General features: G+C 65.5%; 13 protein-coding genes. 9 read left to right on the forward strand and 4 right to left on the reverse strand.

Annotation, left to right across the window (positions count from 1 at the left end; all coding sequences use genetic code 11):
• Positions 1-11: 11 nt before the first annotated feature.
• From VNN77_15590 to VNN77_15620, 7 genes are all read left to right on the forward strand, one after another.
• A complete protein-coding gene (locus VNN77_15590; protein ID HXG52820.1) occupies positions 12-1,442 on the forward strand; it encodes an RtcB family protein in 1,431 nt (476 codons plus the stop codon).
• 32 nt (positions 1,443-1,474) lie between these two features.
• Entirely contained in the window at positions 1,475-2,260 is a 786-nt protein-coding gene (locus VNN77_15595; protein HXG52821.1) for a slipin family protein, read from the forward strand.
• Positions 2,261-2,276: 16 nt separating this feature from the next.
• Complete coding sequence (locus VNN77_15600) at positions 2,277-3,215, forward strand: ribose-phosphate pyrophosphokinase (protein ID HXG52822.1); 939 nt, start codon at positions 2,277-2,279, stop codon at positions 3,213-3,215.
• Positions 3,216-3,602: 387 nt separating this feature from the next.
• On the forward strand, positions 3,603-4,028 hold the full coding sequence (locus VNN77_15605; GenBank protein HXG52823.1) for a DUF2267 domain-containing protein: 426 nt from the start codon (positions 3,603-3,605) through the stop codon (positions 4,026-4,028).
• A gap of 79 nt (positions 4,029-4,107) precedes the next feature.
• Positions 4,108-6,165, forward strand: coding sequence for an NAD-dependent DNA ligase LigA (gene ligA / locus VNN77_15610; GenBank protein HXG52824.1), 2,058 nt, complete (start codon positions 4,108-4,110; stop codon positions 6,163-6,165).
• Positions 6,166-6,268: 103 nt separating this feature from the next.
• Positions 6,269-8,053, forward strand: a complete 1,785-nt coding sequence (polX, locus tag VNN77_15615; protein ID HXG52825.1) for a DNA polymerase/3'-5' exonuclease PolX — start codon at positions 6,269-6,271, stop codon at positions 8,051-8,053.
• A gap of 69 nt (positions 8,054-8,122) precedes the next feature.
• Positions 8,123-8,581: a dual specificity protein phosphatase family protein gene (locus VNN77_15620; GenBank protein ID HXG52826.1), complete on the forward strand. Its 459-nt coding sequence runs from the start codon at positions 8,123-8,125 to the stop codon at positions 8,579-8,581.
• Positions 8,582-8,602: 21 nt separating this feature from the next.
• Here the strand turns inward: VNN77_15620 and VNN77_15625 are convergent, their stop codons facing one another.
• The 4 genes from VNN77_15625 to VNN77_15640 all read right to left on the reverse strand — a co-directional run bounded on the left by VNN77_15625 (position 8,603) and on the right by VNN77_15640 (position 12,522).
• Positions 8,603-10,249, reverse strand: a complete 1,647-nt coding sequence (locus tag VNN77_15625; protein HXG52827.1) for a cbb3-type cytochrome c oxidase subunit I — start codon at positions 10,247-10,249, stop codon at positions 8,603-8,605.
• A 12-nt stretch (positions 10,250-10,261) separates the two neighbouring features.
• Positions 10,262-10,744: a cytochrome c oxidase subunit II gene (locus VNN77_15630; GenBank protein ID HXG52828.1), complete on the reverse strand. Its 483-nt coding sequence runs from the start codon at positions 10,742-10,744 to the stop codon at positions 10,262-10,264.
• Entirely contained in the window at positions 10,741-10,863 is a 123-nt protein-coding gene (locus VNN77_15635; GenBank protein HXG52829.1) for a hypothetical protein, read from the reverse strand. The genes VNN77_15630 and VNN77_15635 overlap by 4 nt, the downstream gene beginning before the upstream one ends.
• Before the next feature lie 231 nt (positions 10,864-11,094).
• Positions 11,095-12,522 (reverse strand): DegQ family serine endoprotease, encoded by a 1,428-nt coding sequence (locus VNN77_15640; GenBank protein HXG52830.1) that lies wholly within the window; start codon positions 12,520-12,522, stop codon positions 11,095-11,097.
• Between the two features lie 248 nt (positions 12,523-12,770).
• Here VNN77_15640 and ppsA point away from each other — a divergent pair, with 248 nt between their 5' ends.
• On the forward strand, positions 12,771-15,254 hold the full coding sequence (ppsA, locus tag VNN77_15645; GenBank protein HXG52831.1) for a phosphoenolpyruvate synthase: 2,484 nt from the start codon (positions 12,771-12,773) through the stop codon (positions 15,252-15,254).
• Positions 15,255-15,324: 70 nt separating this feature from the next.
• On the forward strand, positions 15,325-16,083 hold the full coding sequence (locus tag VNN77_15650; protein ID HXG52832.1) for a hypothetical protein: 759 nt from the start codon (positions 15,325-15,327) through the stop codon (positions 16,081-16,083).
• Positions 16,084-16,268 lie beyond the last annotated feature (185 nt).

Consider the following 16,268-nt stretch of genomic DNA (forward strand, 5'->3'; position numbering starts at 1 on the left):
AGGAGAACGTCGTGGATATCTCCCGTCTCGAAAGAAGAGCGGAAACCGAATGGTGGATCGCCCCGTTCGGCAAGATGCGCGTTCCGGCGGTGATCTTCGCGACCGAACGGCTGATCCGGGACATGGACGAGAAAGTGTTCGAACAAGTCACCAATGTCGCCACCTTGCCGGGCATCGTGAAGGCATCGTACGCCATGCCGGATGCCCACTGGGGCTACGGCTTTCCGATCGGAGGGGTCGCCGCGTTCGACGCCGACAAGGGCGGGGTGATCTCCGCCGGCGGCGTCGGGTTCGACATCTCCTGCGGCGTGCGAACGCTCCTGACGGGCCTCAGGGTCGAGCAGGTCGAGCCCGTAAAGGAGCGGCTGGCCGATGTGCTCTTCAGGACCGTCCCCGCCGGGGTGGGCAGCCGGGGAAAACTCAGCCTCGATCGCAGAGAGATGGATTCGATGCTAAAAGGAGGGGCGCGCTGGGCGGTCGAGCGGGGGTACGGCACCGAGGAGGATCTCCAGCGGGTCGAGGAGGGCGGGTGCGTTTCCGGCGCCCGCCCCGAAGAGGTCTCCGACCACGCCAAGAAGCGCCAGGAAGAGGAAATGGGGACTCTCGGCTCCGGCAACCATTACCTGGAGGTTCAGCGGGTCGCCCAGGTGCTGGACGGGTCGATCGCCGCCGCTTACGAGATCAGGGAAGGCGACGTGGTGCTGAGCATACACTGCGGGTCGCGCGGCCTCGGCCATCAAATCGGGACGGAATTTCTCGCCCGCATGGCGGTGAGCGCGGCCCAGTACGGCATCGAGCTGCCCGACCGTGAGCTGGCCTGCGCGCCGATCGATTCCCCTGTCGGCCAGGCCTATCTCGGGGCCATGAGAGCCGCCATCAACTGCGCCCTCGCCAACCGCCAGATCATCACGCATCTGGTGCGGCAGGCCTTTTCCGACGTGTTTCCCGGCGTCCGCCTGCCGCTGCTCTACGATGTGTCCCACAACACGTGCAAGACCGAGGAGCACGTGGTTGACGGCAGGCTCATGCGGCTGTTCGTGCACCGGAAGGGGGCGACCCGAGCCTTCGGGCCGGGTCACCCCTCGATCGCTCCGGCTCTTCGGGACGCCGGTCAGCCGGTTCTGATCGGCGGAACGATGGGGACGGCCTCCTACGTCCTGGCCGGTACTGCAAAGGGCATGGAGCTGGCCTTCGGCTCGGCGTGCCACGGCGCCGGGCGCAGCATGAGCCGCCATCAGGCGCTGCGGCAGTGGCACGGGAATCAGATCGTTCAGGAGCTCGCCGCTCGAGGCGTGGTGATTCGCAGCCGGTCGATGCGCGGGGTCGCCGAGGAGGCGCCCGGAGCATACAAGGACGTGGGAGCGGTCGCCGAGGCGGCCGACCGCGCCGGGCTGGCGCGGGTGGTCGCCCGTCTCGAGCCGATGGTCTGCATCAAAGGCTGAGGGGGCCGGCGGTCCGGCCGGAGGTGGAAGCGATGTTCGAACCCGGGGCGCCCCTGGTTTTTTTCGCCATCGTCCTGGTCCTGCTCATCAGCGGGATCAAGATCGTCAAGGAATACGAGCGGGCGGTCATCTTCCGCCTGGGCCGGATGGTCGCTCCCCGCGGCCCCGGGATCATCTACGTGATCCCCTTCGTCGAGAAGATGGTCAGGGTCGACCTGCGCACCGTGACCATGGATGTGCCGGCGCAAGACGTCATCACCCGGGACAACGTGTCGGTGAAGGTGAGCGCCGTGCTCTATTTCCGGGTGCTCGACCCGAATCGCGCCATCCGGGAAGTCGCCAACTATCTGTTCGCCACTTCGCAGCTGGCGCAGGTAACGCTGCGCAGCGTGTGCGGCCAGGCCGAGCTGGACGAGTTGCTCGCCGAGCGCGAAAAGATCAACACGCGGATCCAGACCATTCTGGACACCCAGACCGAGCCGTGGGGAATCAAAGCGGTGCTGGTCGAGGTAAAGCACATCGACCTTCCCCAGGAGATGCAGCGCGCCATGGCGAAGCAGGCGGAAGCGGAAAGGGAGCGGCGCGCCAAGATCATCCATGCCGAGGGCGAATTTCAGGCCTCGCAAAAGCTCGCGGACGCCGCAAGGGTCATCGGCAAGGAGCCCACGGCGATGCACCTGAGATTTCTCCAGAGCCTGGTCAGCGTGGCAGCGGAGAACAACCAGACGATCGTCCTGCCCATTCCGATCGATTTCGTGACCCGCCTGCTCGAGCAAAGGAGGACGGGCGGGAGCGACGGCGGACGAAAGCCTTCCTGACTCCGCGGAGCTCGCCATGAGCCTCAAGGTCCTGTCGGGCTCCTCCCACCCGAAGCTCGCCGAGCGCGTGGCCGCGGCTCTCGGCCTGGAACCCGTGCGGCGCGTGCTCGAGCGCTTCCCGGACAGCGAGCTCCATCTGGAGCTGCAGGAGAGCGTTCGGGGCGACGACGTTTACGTCCTGCAACCCACGAGCCCGCCCGTCGACGAGCACCTCCTCGAGCTGCTGCTCATGGCCGACGCCTGCCGCCGGGCCGGCGCAGGCCGCCTCACCGCCGTGCTCCCCTACTTCGGCTACGCGCGGCAGGACCGCCGCGCGCGCGGCCGCGAGCCGGTGAGCGCCCGGCTCGTCTGCGACCTGATCGCGGCGTGCGGCTACCGTCGGCTCGTCGCCGTCGATCTCCACAGCCGCGCGATCGAGACCGCTCTGACGATACCGCTGGAGCACCTGAGCGCGGTTCCGATTCTGGCGGAAGCCGTCCGCCCTTCCATCAGCTCCGACGCGGTGGTCGTCTCGCCCGACCTCGGGGCCGTTAAGATGGCCGAGCGCTACGCGGCGTTCCTGGATCTGCCGGTCGCCATCGCGCACAAGACCCGGATCAGCGGAACGGAAGTGAGCGTTCGGCGGATCGTCGGCGAGGTCCGCGGCCGGGAAGTACTGCTCGTCGACGATATGATCAGCACGGGCGGAACCCTGGAAAAGGCGATTGAGGCCTTGCTCGACGCGGGCTGCTCGCCTCACGGCATCAAGGTCGCCGCGAGCCATGCCCTGCTCGCCGGTCCCGCGGCGCGGCTGCTGGGAAAGCTTCCCGTCGAAAAGATATACACCTGCGACAGCGTTTCGGTCGCTGCAGGTTTTCCCGTGCCGATCCAGATCTCGCCGCTGGCCCCTCTCCTCGCCGAGGCGCTCCGGCGGCTCCACAACGAAGAATCGCTTGCAGGGCTGGTTAACCCCTAGGCGGTCGGCGGCTAAATTCAAAAGCCAATGCAAAAACCGGAAACGGGAACCCGAAATTGGCATCGTGCGAGCCTGTCATGCCGCTGGAATCCTTTTCGCACGGCTGAAAAACTATCGCCCGGCAATTGCAAAACTGGAAGGCGACGGCGCGGTGCCTTCGCCGAGCGAGATTTTCCTGTGGCATGCGCCCGGCACTGAAATTGCACTATGTCTTTGCGGAATTTTCCTGGAATTCGGGTTTCCGTTTTCTGGTTCTCACGCATCGGTCCGTTATTGAACTTTTCGAACCGCCGCTTTTCGGGCGGCTCGGCTTGAACGGAGCGAAGCGATTGAACGGTTTGAACGTATAATGGGCGCCCGCCCTGCCGGAAAGGAGGAAGGGGTTCCATGACCAACGCCGCCCTGGAGATTTTCGACTCGTCCCTGCAGAAGACCCAGATCTGGCTCAACGACGTGATGAGCGAGCTCGGCTGGGACAATATCCACAAAGCCTATCTGGCGCTGCGCACGGTGCTCCACGCGCTGCGGGATCGGTTGACCGTCGAGGAGGCGGTGCACCTCGGTGCCGAGCTGCCGATGCCGATACGCGGATTCTACTACGAGGGATGGACGCCCAGGAAGAAGCCGGTCAAGGAACGTCACAAGAGCGAGTTTCTCGACCACATCGCGCACGCTTTTCGCAACGACGAGCGCGTCGACCCGGAGAAGGTGGCGCGCGCGGTTTTCAAGGTCCTCTCGCGCCACGTGAGCAAGGGGGAAATCCATGACGTAACGCACCTTCTCCCCAAGTCGCTGCGCGAGCTCTGGCCGTAGGCCCCCTTCGGGCGCGGGCCCGCGCCGGCCGTCCGGGCCGCGCGGAGGGCCCGAGGCGCGGACTCCCGGAAACGAGGACATGGCGAAAGCAAAGCTCCTGGAACCGGTGGAGGTCTCGCGGCTTTCGCGCGCGGAGGCCCGGGACTATGCCGAGCGGCTGCGGCGCGAGATCCGGCGCCACGACTACCTCTACTATGTCAAAGACCGCCCGGAGATCTCCGACGAGGAATACGACCGGCTCTTCGATCAGCTCAAGCGCATCGAGGAACGGTTCCCGGATCTGGTCACGCCGGACTCTCCGACCCAGCGGGTCGGCGGGAAACCGCTCGAACAGTTCCGCATCGTCGAGCATACCGCACCGATGCTGAGCCTCGACGCCACGCGCGAGGAGAGCGAGGTACGGCGCTTCGACGAGCGCATGCGCCGCAGCCTGGGCGGCAAGGTGCGCTATCTCCTGGAAGAAAAATTCGACGGCGCCTCCGTGGAGCTGGTTTACGAGAACGGGGTGCTCGCGCGCGCGCTGACGCGCGGCGACGGCCTCAGGGGCGAGGAGGTGACCGAAAACGTCAAGACGATCCGCTCCGTACCGCTGAGGCTCCACGGCGAGCACCGCGCCCCGCCGGCGTTGCTCGCGGTCCGCGGGGAGATCCTCATGAGGATCTCCGCCTTCGAGGCGCTCAATCGCAGGCTGCTCGAAGCCGGGAACGAGCCGTTCGCCAACCCGCGCAACGCCGCGGCCGGCTCTCTGCGACAGCTCGATCCGCGCGTGACCGCGCAGCGACGGCTGGACGCCGTCGTGTACGAGGTCATGGCGGTCGAGGGAACCCGTTTTGCGGCCGACTCGGAAGCCCTCAGAGCCTTCGAGGACTGGGGCTTGCCGACGCCCGGCAGGGTCTTTGAAGTTTTTACCGTGGACGAAATCCTCGAGCGTCACGCCGAGCTTGCCAGGGAGCGCGACCGCCTCCCCTACGAGATCGATGGAGTCGTGATCAAGCTCGACGATCTGAGCGCTCGCGCGAGGCTCGGCTCCACGGCGCACCACCCGCGCTGGGCGATCGCCTACAAATTCGCGCCGCGCGGCGAGCGGACTCGCATCGAAGGAATCGCCGTTCAGGTCGGCCGAACCGGCATCCTGACGCCCGTCGCCTTGATGCGTCCGGTCGAGGTCGGCGGCGTGACCATAAGCCGCGCCACGCTCCACAACCGCGAAGAGGTCGAGCGCAAGGACGTGCGCACGGGAGACCTGGTGCGAATCCAGCGGGCCGGAGATGTCATTCCGGAGGTCGTCGAGCGTATTCCCGAACCCGGCCTGCGGCGCGCGCCGCCCTTCAAGATGCCGTCGAAATGCCCCGCGTGCGGCAGCCGCGTGATCGAGCGCGGCCCTTACACGCTCTGCCCGAACCGCTTCGGCTGCCCGGCCCAGCTCAAGGGTCGCATCCGGCACTTCGCATCCAAGAGGGCGTTCGATATCGAGGGTCTGGGAGAGGAGACCGTCTCGGCCCTGGTCGACCGCGGACTGGTGCGCGAGCCCGCGGATCTCTTCCGCCTCAAAAAAGAGGATCTGCTGAAGGTCGAGCGCTTTGCGGAGCGCTCGGCGGCCAAGCTCGCCGACGCCATCCGGAACAGCCGGCGCGTCGACCTCGCCCGTTTTCTCTACGCTCTCGGCATCCCGGAAGTGGGAGCGGCCGTGGCGCGGGATCTGGCGGACCATTTCCGGAGCCTCGATCGCCTGCGGCGCGCGCGCCGCGACGAGCTCGAAGCGGTTCCGGGGATCGGCCCGGCGATGTCGGAGGCGATTTACGAGTTTTTTGCCGATCGGAGAAACCAGCGGACGATCGACGCGCTGCTCGAAGCCGGCGTGCAGATCGCCGAGGCCAAAAAGCCCTCGAAGGGGCCGCTGAGCGGCAAGACCTTCGTCTTCACGGGCTCGCTCGATCGCTTTTCCCGAAGCGAGGCTCAGAAGCTGGTGGAGAGCCTGGGCGGCGAGGCCGCCTCCTCCGTGAGCCGGCGGGTCGATTACGTCGTGGTGGGCTCCGAGCCGGGGAGGAAATTCGACGAGGCAAGATCCAAAGGCGTCAAGACGCTGACCGAAGCCGAATTCATCGCGCTGCTGCGCGACGCCGGAGCCGCAGTCTAGAGTCCCGGCCGACGTCCCGCGTCCTGCGCCCGGAGTCCAGGGGAAGTCCGGGAAGCGAGGCCCGGGAACCGGGCAACGGAACCTTGCGGTCCGGAGAGAATTTATGGAAAACGTCGAGATCGCGCGGGTATTGAGCAGGTATGCGGACCTGCTCGAGATCCAGGGCGAAGACCTCTTCCGGATCCTCGCATACCGGAAAGCCGCGCGGACGCTGGAAAGCCTTTCGCAGCCGGTCGCCCAAATGCTCGCGGAGGGCAAGAACCTCGACGAGCTACCGGGAATAGGCAAGAGCATGGCCGAGCACATCGAGGAGATCGTCCGGACCGGGACCTTGACCGGATTCAAGAAGCTCCGAAAAAAGATCCCCGCGAGCCTGGCCGAGCTGCTCGACATCGAGGGCCTCGGTCCGAAGCGGGCAAAGCTGCTTTACGATCGTCTGGGCATAAGCTCCGTCAAGGAGCTCGAGCGCGCCCTCGACTCGGGCAAGGTCGCCTCTCTCCCGGGGTTCGGCCAGAAGAGCTGCGAGAAGATCCGCCAGGCGCTTCGCAATCTCGGCAAACGCCCCCGACGGTTCAAGCTGCTCGACGCCGACCAGCTGGTCCGGCCCCTCGTGGACTACCTGCGCAAAGGCGGCGACGTCGAGCAGCTCGAGGTTGCCGGGAGCTACCGCCGGCGCATGGAAACGGTCGGCGACATCGATATCCTGGCGGCTTCCGAAAAGCCGGAAGCGGTCATGGGTCGCTTTCGCGCCTATCCGGAGGTCGACCGCGTGGTGGCCGCCGGCACGACGCGCGGCACCGTGATCCTGCGCTCCGGCCTCCAGGTGGACCTCCGGATCCTCGCGCGGCGCTCCTACGGAGCCGCCTTGCACTACTTTACGGGATCCAAGGCTCACAACGTGGCGGTTCGCAAGCTCGGCGTGGAACGCGGCCTTCGGATCAACGAGTACGGCGTTTTCCGCGTGCCGCGCGGAAAGAAAGCCGACGAGACGGGCGTCGAGGAAGGCGAGCGGATCGGCGGTGCGACCGAAGAAGAGGTCTTCCGCGCGGTGGGCCTGGACTGGGTGCCTCCCGAGCTGCGCGAAGATCGCGGGGAGATCCAGGCCGCCCAAAAGCACCGGCTGCCCGACCTGATCGTCCTCGGCGACATCCGCGGCGACCTCCACCTGCACAGCAAGTGGACGGACGGTGCCGCGACGATCCTGGAGATGGTGCGCGCTTGCCGGGAGCGCGGTTACGAGTACTGCGCGATCACCGACCACAGCCGCGCCGTTCGCGTGGCCGGAGGCCTGAGCCCCGACGATTTCCGGCGGCAGCGGGACGAGATCGAGCGGGCGCGCGCGAAGGTGCAGGGCATCGCCGTGCTCGCGGGCTGCGAGGTCGACATCCTGCCGGACGGGTCGCTCGATCTGCCGGACGCGCTCCTCGAGCAGCTCGATGTCGTCGTGGCGGCGGTCCATTCCCGGATGAACATGACGCAGAGCGAGATGACCAGACGCGTCCTCAAGGCTCTCGCCCATCCCGCCGTGACCATCCTGGCCCACCCCACCGGGCGGCTGATCAACGAGCGCGAGCCCTTCGCCATCGATCTGGAACAGGTATTTCACGCGGCGAAAGAGCGCAACGTCGCCATCGAGCTGAACGCCCAGCCCGACCGGCTCGATCTCAACGATTTGCACGCCTTGCGCGCGCGTGAAATCGGCGTCAAGATCGCGGTCAACACCGACGCGCACAGCGTCGAGCAGCTCCATTTCATGAAATACGGCGTCGATCAGGCCCGGCGCGGCTGGCTGGAAAAGCGCCATGTCCTGAACGCCCTCGCCCGGCCGCAGCTCGAAGCCTGGCTCAATCAGCGGCGCCGGCGATTCGACAAGGCCGCCGCCGTTTGAACGGAGAAGTCTGGCACGGAAGGTTCTCCGGTTGTAAGCTGCTCATCGATGGTTGTAAGCTGCTCATCGATGGATTACCACCGGATCGTTTCGAGACTGTTCGTCGGTTCCTATCCGGAAAATGCCGCGGAGATCGAACGCCTGCGGCGGGAAAGCGGCGTCACGGCGGTGTTGAACCTCCAAACCGACGACGACATGCGCCACTTCGGGCTGGACCGGGATTCGCTGCTCGATTGCTACAGGAGCTGCGGCATCGAGCTTCGCCGCATTCCGGTGCGCGACTTCGACGCAGTGGATCTTCGAGACAAGCTCCCGGCTTGCGTGTCCGCATTGAACGACCTTCTGGAATCGGGCCACACGGTTTACCTTCACTGCTCCGCGGGCGCCGGCCGGTCGCCGACGGTGGCGATCGCCTATCTCTCGTGGCGCCGCGGCTGGGAGCTGGACCGGGCCGTCGCTCACGTCACGCAATGCCGGCCTTGCTTCCCGAACATCGAAGCGATCCGGCTTTGCAGCCCCGATCGCTGAGCCGCCCGCGCGCCCTTCCATTTACCAGACTCTCATGCCGGGAGCCGACAGCTCGGCATTTCGCACCAGCTCCGCCAGCGGCCATCCGTAGGAAAGCACGATCAGGATGACCGTCGCGATCAGCCACGGCCTCCACGCATCGAGCCACGCCGGGGTCTCCTGCACGTCGCGAACCGCTTCCGCGACCGGCATCTCCGCCGGATTCGCGACCCTCCGCGAAGCGAGCACGGTGCCGAGGATCACGATGAAATAAAGCACGACGCTCGTCCACAACAGGACGCCCCCGATCGCGGCGACGACCAGCAGCGGATTCCACTCGGGGGCGAGGTAAGGGGCCGCGCCGAGCATGGTCCGCCTCGGCACGCCGAACCGAAATCCGAGGAGGTGGTGGCTGATGGAAAACGGCGCCATCCCGGCGACCCAGAGCCACGCCTGGACGAGGGCCGTTCGCGGGCTCCACAGCTCCCTTCCGGCGAGCCGGGGAACGAGCCAGTAGCTGATCCCGATAAAGCTCAGGACCACGGCGGTGGCGAGCGTCAGGTGAAAGTGGCCGACGATCCAGAGCGTATTGTGCACGATCAGATCGACGTTGTACGAGGCGTTGATGATGCCCCCGATGCCGCCCAGCGCGAAGGTCACGATTGCGAGCGCCTGAGCGGTGAAAGAAGGATCGCGCCAGGGCAGCTTGCTGACCCAGCCGAACAGTCCCGTTCCGCCGCGCGCCCGGCCGCCCAGCTCCAACGATGCGATGACCGTGAAGGCGGTGAGCAGGCTGGGAAACGAAACCGCGTAGGTCAGCAACGCGTGAAACGCCTTCCACACGGGCGATATTCCCGGGTCGGCGAACTGGTGATGGAACCCCACGGGAATCGACAGCACGAGAAACAGCCAGAAAGCGAGGCGCGCCAGCGGATCGCTGAAAACCTTCCCTCCCGCCTGCCGGGGGAGCATGCCGTACCACGAGACGTAGGCGGGCAGGAGCCAGAAGTACACGATGGGGTGCCCGGTGAACCAGAAGAGGGTTCGGGCGAGCAGCGGGTCGGTTCCCCGGACCCAACCCAGGGACCACGGAATGAGCAGGGCGAGCATCTCGGCAGCGATTCCCAGGGACGCGATCTGCCACATCGCCATGGTCAGCACGGAGCCGAAGGCGATGAAAGGAGTGCGCACCCCCGGGTGCGCGGCGCGCCACGCGCCGAGGGTGAAATAGAGCCCGAAGCCTTCCACCCACGAGCCGACGACGACGAGGGTCAACCCGATGTAGAACAAGGCGCTCGCCTTCAGCGGCGGATAAAACGTGTAGAGCACGGTGGCGTCGTTCAGCAGCAGCGGAGCCGCGGCGAGCACCAGCCCGCCCGCCATCAGCCAGAGCCCTGCGGCGTTGAGCCGGGGAAAACGCAGGCTCGTCTTCAGGCTGTAAACGGTCGTGAAGGTCAGAAAGCCGACGATGAAAAAGGTCGTGAAGACCAGCGCGTTGAGAACTCCGTGAAGCGTCAGTCCCTGATAGTAGCTCTGGATTCCCGGCGCGAGCACGCCGTACAGGTCGACCCCGGCGTGCTCGAGAACCTGGAGCGGGCCGAACCAGGTGCCGAGGAACAGCGCTCCCAGCGCGATCCCGAGATGCCAGGCGGTCAGTTTCTCCTCGAGCGCGAAGCGGTCCTCAGGCATGACGCCTCCCTTTCATGGGCGTGGCTCGACGACCACCCTCCCGAACATCGCATGGTGAGCGAGGCCGCAGTATTCCTGGCAGAAGAACCGGTATTCGCCGGGCTCGTCGAACCGCGCGGCGATCTTGCTCACCTGCCCGGGAAGCACCATGACGTTGACGTTGGTCCGCTCGATCAGAAGGCCGTGCTGGAGATCGGGGCTGGTGATGTAAAAGGTCACCGTGGAGCCGGCCGGAACCCTGATTTCATTGGGAGCGAAGGCCCAGATCTGAGCCCTCATGTAAACGTCGTAGCGCCCGGGGCCCCGTTGCAGCACGGCCGGCTCGGCAAAAGGAGGATCGACCGCCACGCGGCCGGGGTCGACGCGCTTTTCGGGGCCCGGCAACGCAAAGCCGTAGAATGCGCCGATCACGACGGCGACGAAAAAGGCGGCGAGAATCGCTCCGCTCGCCACCATCCACCACCGCTCGCAGGAATCGACGCCGAAGCCGTTCATTGCGTTGCTCCTCTCAGCAGGAGCCCAAGATAGACCGTGCCCCACAGGAGCACGGTGACGAGGGCGAAAATGGCGAGGATTGCGACGGTACCCTTGGGCTTGGGATACGGCTCTTGCATCTCGCTGCTCCCCGCGCCAGAGAAAGGCGCGATCTCTGGACAATGGGCCCGCCCGGACCGGGCTAAAATAGGGCAGAGCCGTCGCGCCCGTCAAGGGCACCGTTGAACGGGCTTCCGGTTTCGTTCCAGATTCGAGGCTCCCGTAAATCAGCAGCGAGCGGTCCGCGGTAGACAGGTTTGCGTCCGCGCCGGTCCTCGGTCCCCGGTCTCAGGTCTGCCGCTCTCGGCCGGTCACGGTCGGTTTTTTTCCCGCGGGACCTTGACCGCGATGAACGCCGGGCTCTGGCCGCGCTGCACGAGAAAAAGAACGACGCCTCCTCTTTTCAATCCCGCAATCGCCTGACGGTAATCGGACACGTTGCGGATCGTCTTGCGGTCGACTTCCAGGATCACGTCGCCCTGGCGTAATCCCGCGTCGTCGGCGGCGCTCCCGGGCGCGACCGCGGTGATCAGGGCTCCCTGGGCCCGCTCGAGCCCGAGGCCCTGCGCGATCTCCGGGGTCACGTCCTGCACCGTCAACCCGAGGATGTCTTCGTGCTTCGGGGCAGGAACCGCCGGTCGCTCCTCCTTCAGCTCGGCGACCGTGACCGCAAGCGTGAGGCGCTTCTTGTCCCGCAGGACCACGATGTCGACCCGCGACCCGGGGCGCGTGCGCGCTACCATCCACGGAAGATCGGAAGACTCCTTCACCGCTTTTCCGCCGTACTCGACGATAACGTCTCGGGCTCTGATCCCGGCTTTCGCCGCGGGACTGCCGGGGACCACGCTCGCGACGAGCGCGCCGCCGGGCCTCTCCATTCCCAACGAATCGGCGATCTCGGGCGTGACCTTCTGAACGCTCACGCCCAGCCAACCGCGAGTCACTCTGCCTCTGGTCTTCAGCTCGGGCAGCAGCTCTTTGGCGAGATTGATGGGAATGGCGAAGCCGATCCCGATATTCGCCCCCGTCCGGCTGAAAATCGCCGTATTGATCCCGACGACCTCCCCGCGCAGGTTGATCAGCGGCCCTCCGGAGTTGCCCGGATTGATGGAGGCGTCGGTTTGTATGAAGTCGTCGTAGGGCCCCGCTCCGATCTGGCGGCTTTTCGCGCTCACGATTCCGGCGGTCACCGTGTTCTGCAGGCCGAACGGGCTTCCCATGGCGAGGACCCACTCTCCTACCCTCAACCGGTCGGAGTCTCCCAAGGGGGCCACGGGTAGCTCCCCTTTCGCGTCGATCTTGATGACCGCCAGGTCGGTTTTCTCGTCACGGCCGACGATCTTCGCCGCGTACTGCCGCCCGTCATAGAGCTGGACGACGATCTTCTGCGCGTTCTCGACGACATGGTTGTTCGTGAGAATGGTGCCGTCGCGCTCGATGATGAAGCCCGAGCCGAGCCCGCGCTGCCGGAACTCGGGTGGATAGATTTCGCCGAAGAACCTCCTCCAGAATTCGGCGAAGGGATCTTCCCTGCCGAACGGGCCCGGAAAGTCCTTGAGCACCTGCGTGGTCGAGATGTTGACGACCACGGGGCCGAGCTTCTCCGCCAGCGCGACGAAGTCCGGCAAGGCCCCTTGTCTCGCTTCCGCCGCCCGTGCCTCGTCCTCCCCGGCCAGCGCGACCGCGAGGAACAACAGAACCGCTGTGGCTCCCATCGCACGCCTGTGAAACGGTTTCATAAGCTCCCTCTTCTTCGATTTTGCCTGGTGTGAGGCCGCTCGTCCGGAAAGGCTGGCAAGAGCGATGCCAGTCTTGCAGCCGTGGCCGCTTTCGCATAATCCGCGACGGCGGTCCGGCTTTTTTTTCAAAAATGACAACCCCGGGGCTCGCCCCGGGAAAAAAGCACACAAAACTATTCGCCGCGCCCGCCGTGCTACGGCACCGATTTTGCCCGCTTACCGAGCGGATCATTGGCAGGTTGACATCGATGCCGGACAAACCCGGATACCGCTATATCCGCTGGTTCGACGAGATCGGGATCGGCGACGTGCCGGCCGTGGGGGGCAAGAACGCCTCCCTGGGAGAGCTTTACCGGGAACTCGTGCCGAAGGGAATCAAGGTGCCCCATGGCTTTGCGATCACGGTCGACGCGTACTGGGACCTGCTTCGCGGCGCCGATCTCGTCGGCCGCATCGCCCGAATGCTTTCCGGCATCGACGCCGGCGACGCCGCCAGCCTCCGGCGCGCGGGCAGCGCCATCCGCCGCGAGATCATGGAAGCCCCGCTTCCCGAAGCGCTCCGCCGCGAAATCATAGCGGCCTACCGCGAGCTGTGCGCCGGTGCTCGTGAGCCGCTCGACGTCGCGGTTCGAAGCAGCGCCACCGCCGAGGACCTCGCGGACGCAAGCTTCGCGGGACAGCACGAAACCTATCTGAACGTCCAGGGAGACGCGGCGCTGCTGGAGGCCTGCAGGCGCTGCTTTGCCTCGCTCTTCACCGATCGCGCCATCTCTTACCGGCAGGACAAGCGCTTCGACCACCTGAAGGTTGGGCTGTCGATCGGGGTCCAGCGCATGGTGCGCTCCGACCTCGCCGCCGCGGGAGTCATGTTTTCGGTCGACACCGAAACCGGATTTCCGGACGTCGTCTTGATCAACGCGGCCTACGGCCTCGGCGAAAACGTGGTGCAGGGCTCGGTCAATCCGGACGAGTACTACGTGTTCAAGCCGACCCTCCGGCTGGGCTACCGGCCGATCCTGCAAAAGATCGCGGGAAGCAAGGAATTCAAGCTCGTTTACGACGTCGGCGGCGGCAAGATGGTGAAGAACGTGCCCGTCGCACCCGAAGAGCGCGCGCGTTTCGCCATCGACGACGACGAGATCCTGCTGCTGGCCCGCTGGGCCTGCCTCATCGAGGAGCACTACAGCCGCAAGCGCGGCGCTTACACCCCAATGGACATGGAATGGGCCAAGGACGGCCGCACCGGCGAGCTGTTCATCGTCCAGGCCCGCCCGGAGACGGTCCAGTCGCGCCGGCCGCTCGACACGCTGGAGGTTTACCGTCTCGCGGAACGGGGCAAGCCGCTGGTGCAAGGCCGCGCCGTCGGCGAAAAGATCGCCTGCGGGCCCGTGCGCGTCGTCCGCAGCGTCCAGTATCTGCACGAAGTCCGCGACGGCGACGTGCTGGTCACGGACAAGACCGACCCCGATTGGGAACCGACGATGAAGAAGGCCGCGGCGATCGTCACCAACCGCGGCGGCAGAACCTGCCATGCCGCGATCGTCAGCCGGGAGCTGGGCCTGCCGGCGGTGGTCGGAACCGGAGACGCCACCGAGAGGCTGCGCGACGGGCAGCCGGTGACCGTCTCCTGCGCCGAAGGGGAGATCGGGTTCGTCTACGACGGCTTCCTGAAGTTCGAGGTCGACCGCGTCAACCTCCGGGACCTGCCGCGGCCAAGAACGAAAATCATGATGAACGTGGGAAACCCGGAGGAAGCCTTCCGCCTCTCCGCGATTCCCAACGACGGCGTCGGGCTCGCTCGGGAAGAGTTCATCATCACGACTTACATCAGGGCCCACCCGCTGGCGCTGCTGGATTACGACCGGCTGGAGGACCCGGCGGCACGCGCCGAGATCGATCGCCTGACCGCAGGGTACGCCGACAAACCGGAGTTCTTCGTCGACAAGCTGGCCCAGGGCGTGGCCATGATCGCCGCGGCCTTTTATCCCAGGGACGTCATCGTCCGGCTGAGCGACTTCAAGACCAACGAGTACGCCGACCTCATCGGCGGAAAAGCCTACGAGCCTGTCGAGGAGAACCCGATGCTCGGCTTTCGCGGCGCATCGCGCTACTACAGCCCGCGCTATCAGGCGGGATTCGCGCTGGAGTGCCGCGCCATGAAAAAAGTGCGCGACGAGATGGGGCTGGACAACGTCAAGCTCATGGTCCCCTTCTGCCGTACGGTCGAGGAAGGTCGCCGGGTGCTCTCCGAGATGGAAAAGCACGGGCTCAGGCGCGGCGAGAACCGGCTCGAGGTCTACGTCATGTGCGAGATTCCCAGCAACGTGATCCTCGCCGACGAATTCGCCGAGATTTTCGACGGCTTTTCGATCGGCTCGAACGATCTCACGCAGCTGGTCCTGGGGGTGGACCGCGACTCGGCGATCGTGGCGCACATCTTCGACGAGCGCAATCCCGCAGTCAAGAAAATGATCGCCAGCGCCGTTCGCTCCGCCAAGGCGAAGGGAAAGAAGATCGGCATTTGCGGGCAGGCCCCGAGCGACTACCCCGATTTCGCGGCGTTTCTGGTGGAGCTGGGCATCGACAGCATCTCGCTGAATCCCGACGCCGTGCTGAAGACGACGCTCACCGTGATGGAAGCCGAGCGGCGGCTCGGTGAAACGGGCCGCGGGGAGCCGGCCGGGCGTGCCGGCGCGACGAGAGCGCCCGTGGCGTGCGCCGAATCTGGCTGACATGCCCGGCGTCGATGCCCCATCTTCATGGTCTGGCGTACCGCCGGCCGAAAGGCTAAAAGCACGGCAGATGAACGCAAGGGAACGTTCGATTTACCGGCTCGAGACCAGGATCATCCGCCGCTACTTCAAGGGGCTGAGGCCCCGCCCTGTCAGGCTCGTGAAAACGCTCCCCCTGGGCGCGCAAGGAGAGGCCGCAGAGCCGGAGCTTCTCATCAAGGACACTCGCAGGACGCGAGAGGAGCTGGAAAAGCTGCTGAAGCACGAGCTGATCCATTACGAGCTCAAGGAAAAGGGCAACGTTTACCACGGACACGGCCAGGCCTTTCTCAAACGGGCGCGGCAGCTGGGAATCGTCGACACCTATGTTCTGCTGCGTTGTTTTTCCGCCGAGGAATACCAGCACAGACCGACGGTGCGCACCACCAGAAAAATCCCGCTTCCGAGGTTCATGCGGCTGGTCGATCGATGGTTCGAGACCTTGTTCCAGCAGGTGCTCCGCCTTCCGGACGAACAAAAAATCAAGATCTATCCCTGCTTCCAGAGCGTCTATGCCGGCTGGGCGGCTTTTTCGGAAGCCGTGCGAACCAAAAAAAGGTACGTCGTCCATGAAATCTGGAAGGTAAAGAAGGGGCGGCGCGGCAAGGACCTGCACGCGCTTCAGCAGGAATACGCGTCCCTCCGCGATCGCGCCGAGGCACTGCTCGAAAACATTCGCAAAGGGCGCATCGCGGACGGAAGAAGCCGGCGAATGCTCGAAGCCACTCGCGCGGCGATGGAAAAGATAAGAAAAACGCTGGAGAAAGACTACGGCATCTCGCCGCAGTAGGCCGCTTTGCTCCCGTTCGAACCGTTCGGGCCGTTCGACCGCTTCGCTCCGTTCGAGAGGTCAAACGCCACTAAGACCTGCGCGAGCGAATCGTGAACCTGAAACTGGAAACCAGGAAACGAATTACCGCGCCGGGCCCGGGGCGTTTCTGGAACCGCCGTAGCTCGCCCGCGGACCCGGCCGGC

Source organism: Candidatus Zixiibacteriota bacterium (genome assembly GCA_035574315.1).
Classification (GTDB): Bacteria; Desulfobacterota; Binatia; order UBA9968; family UBA9968; genus DATLYW01.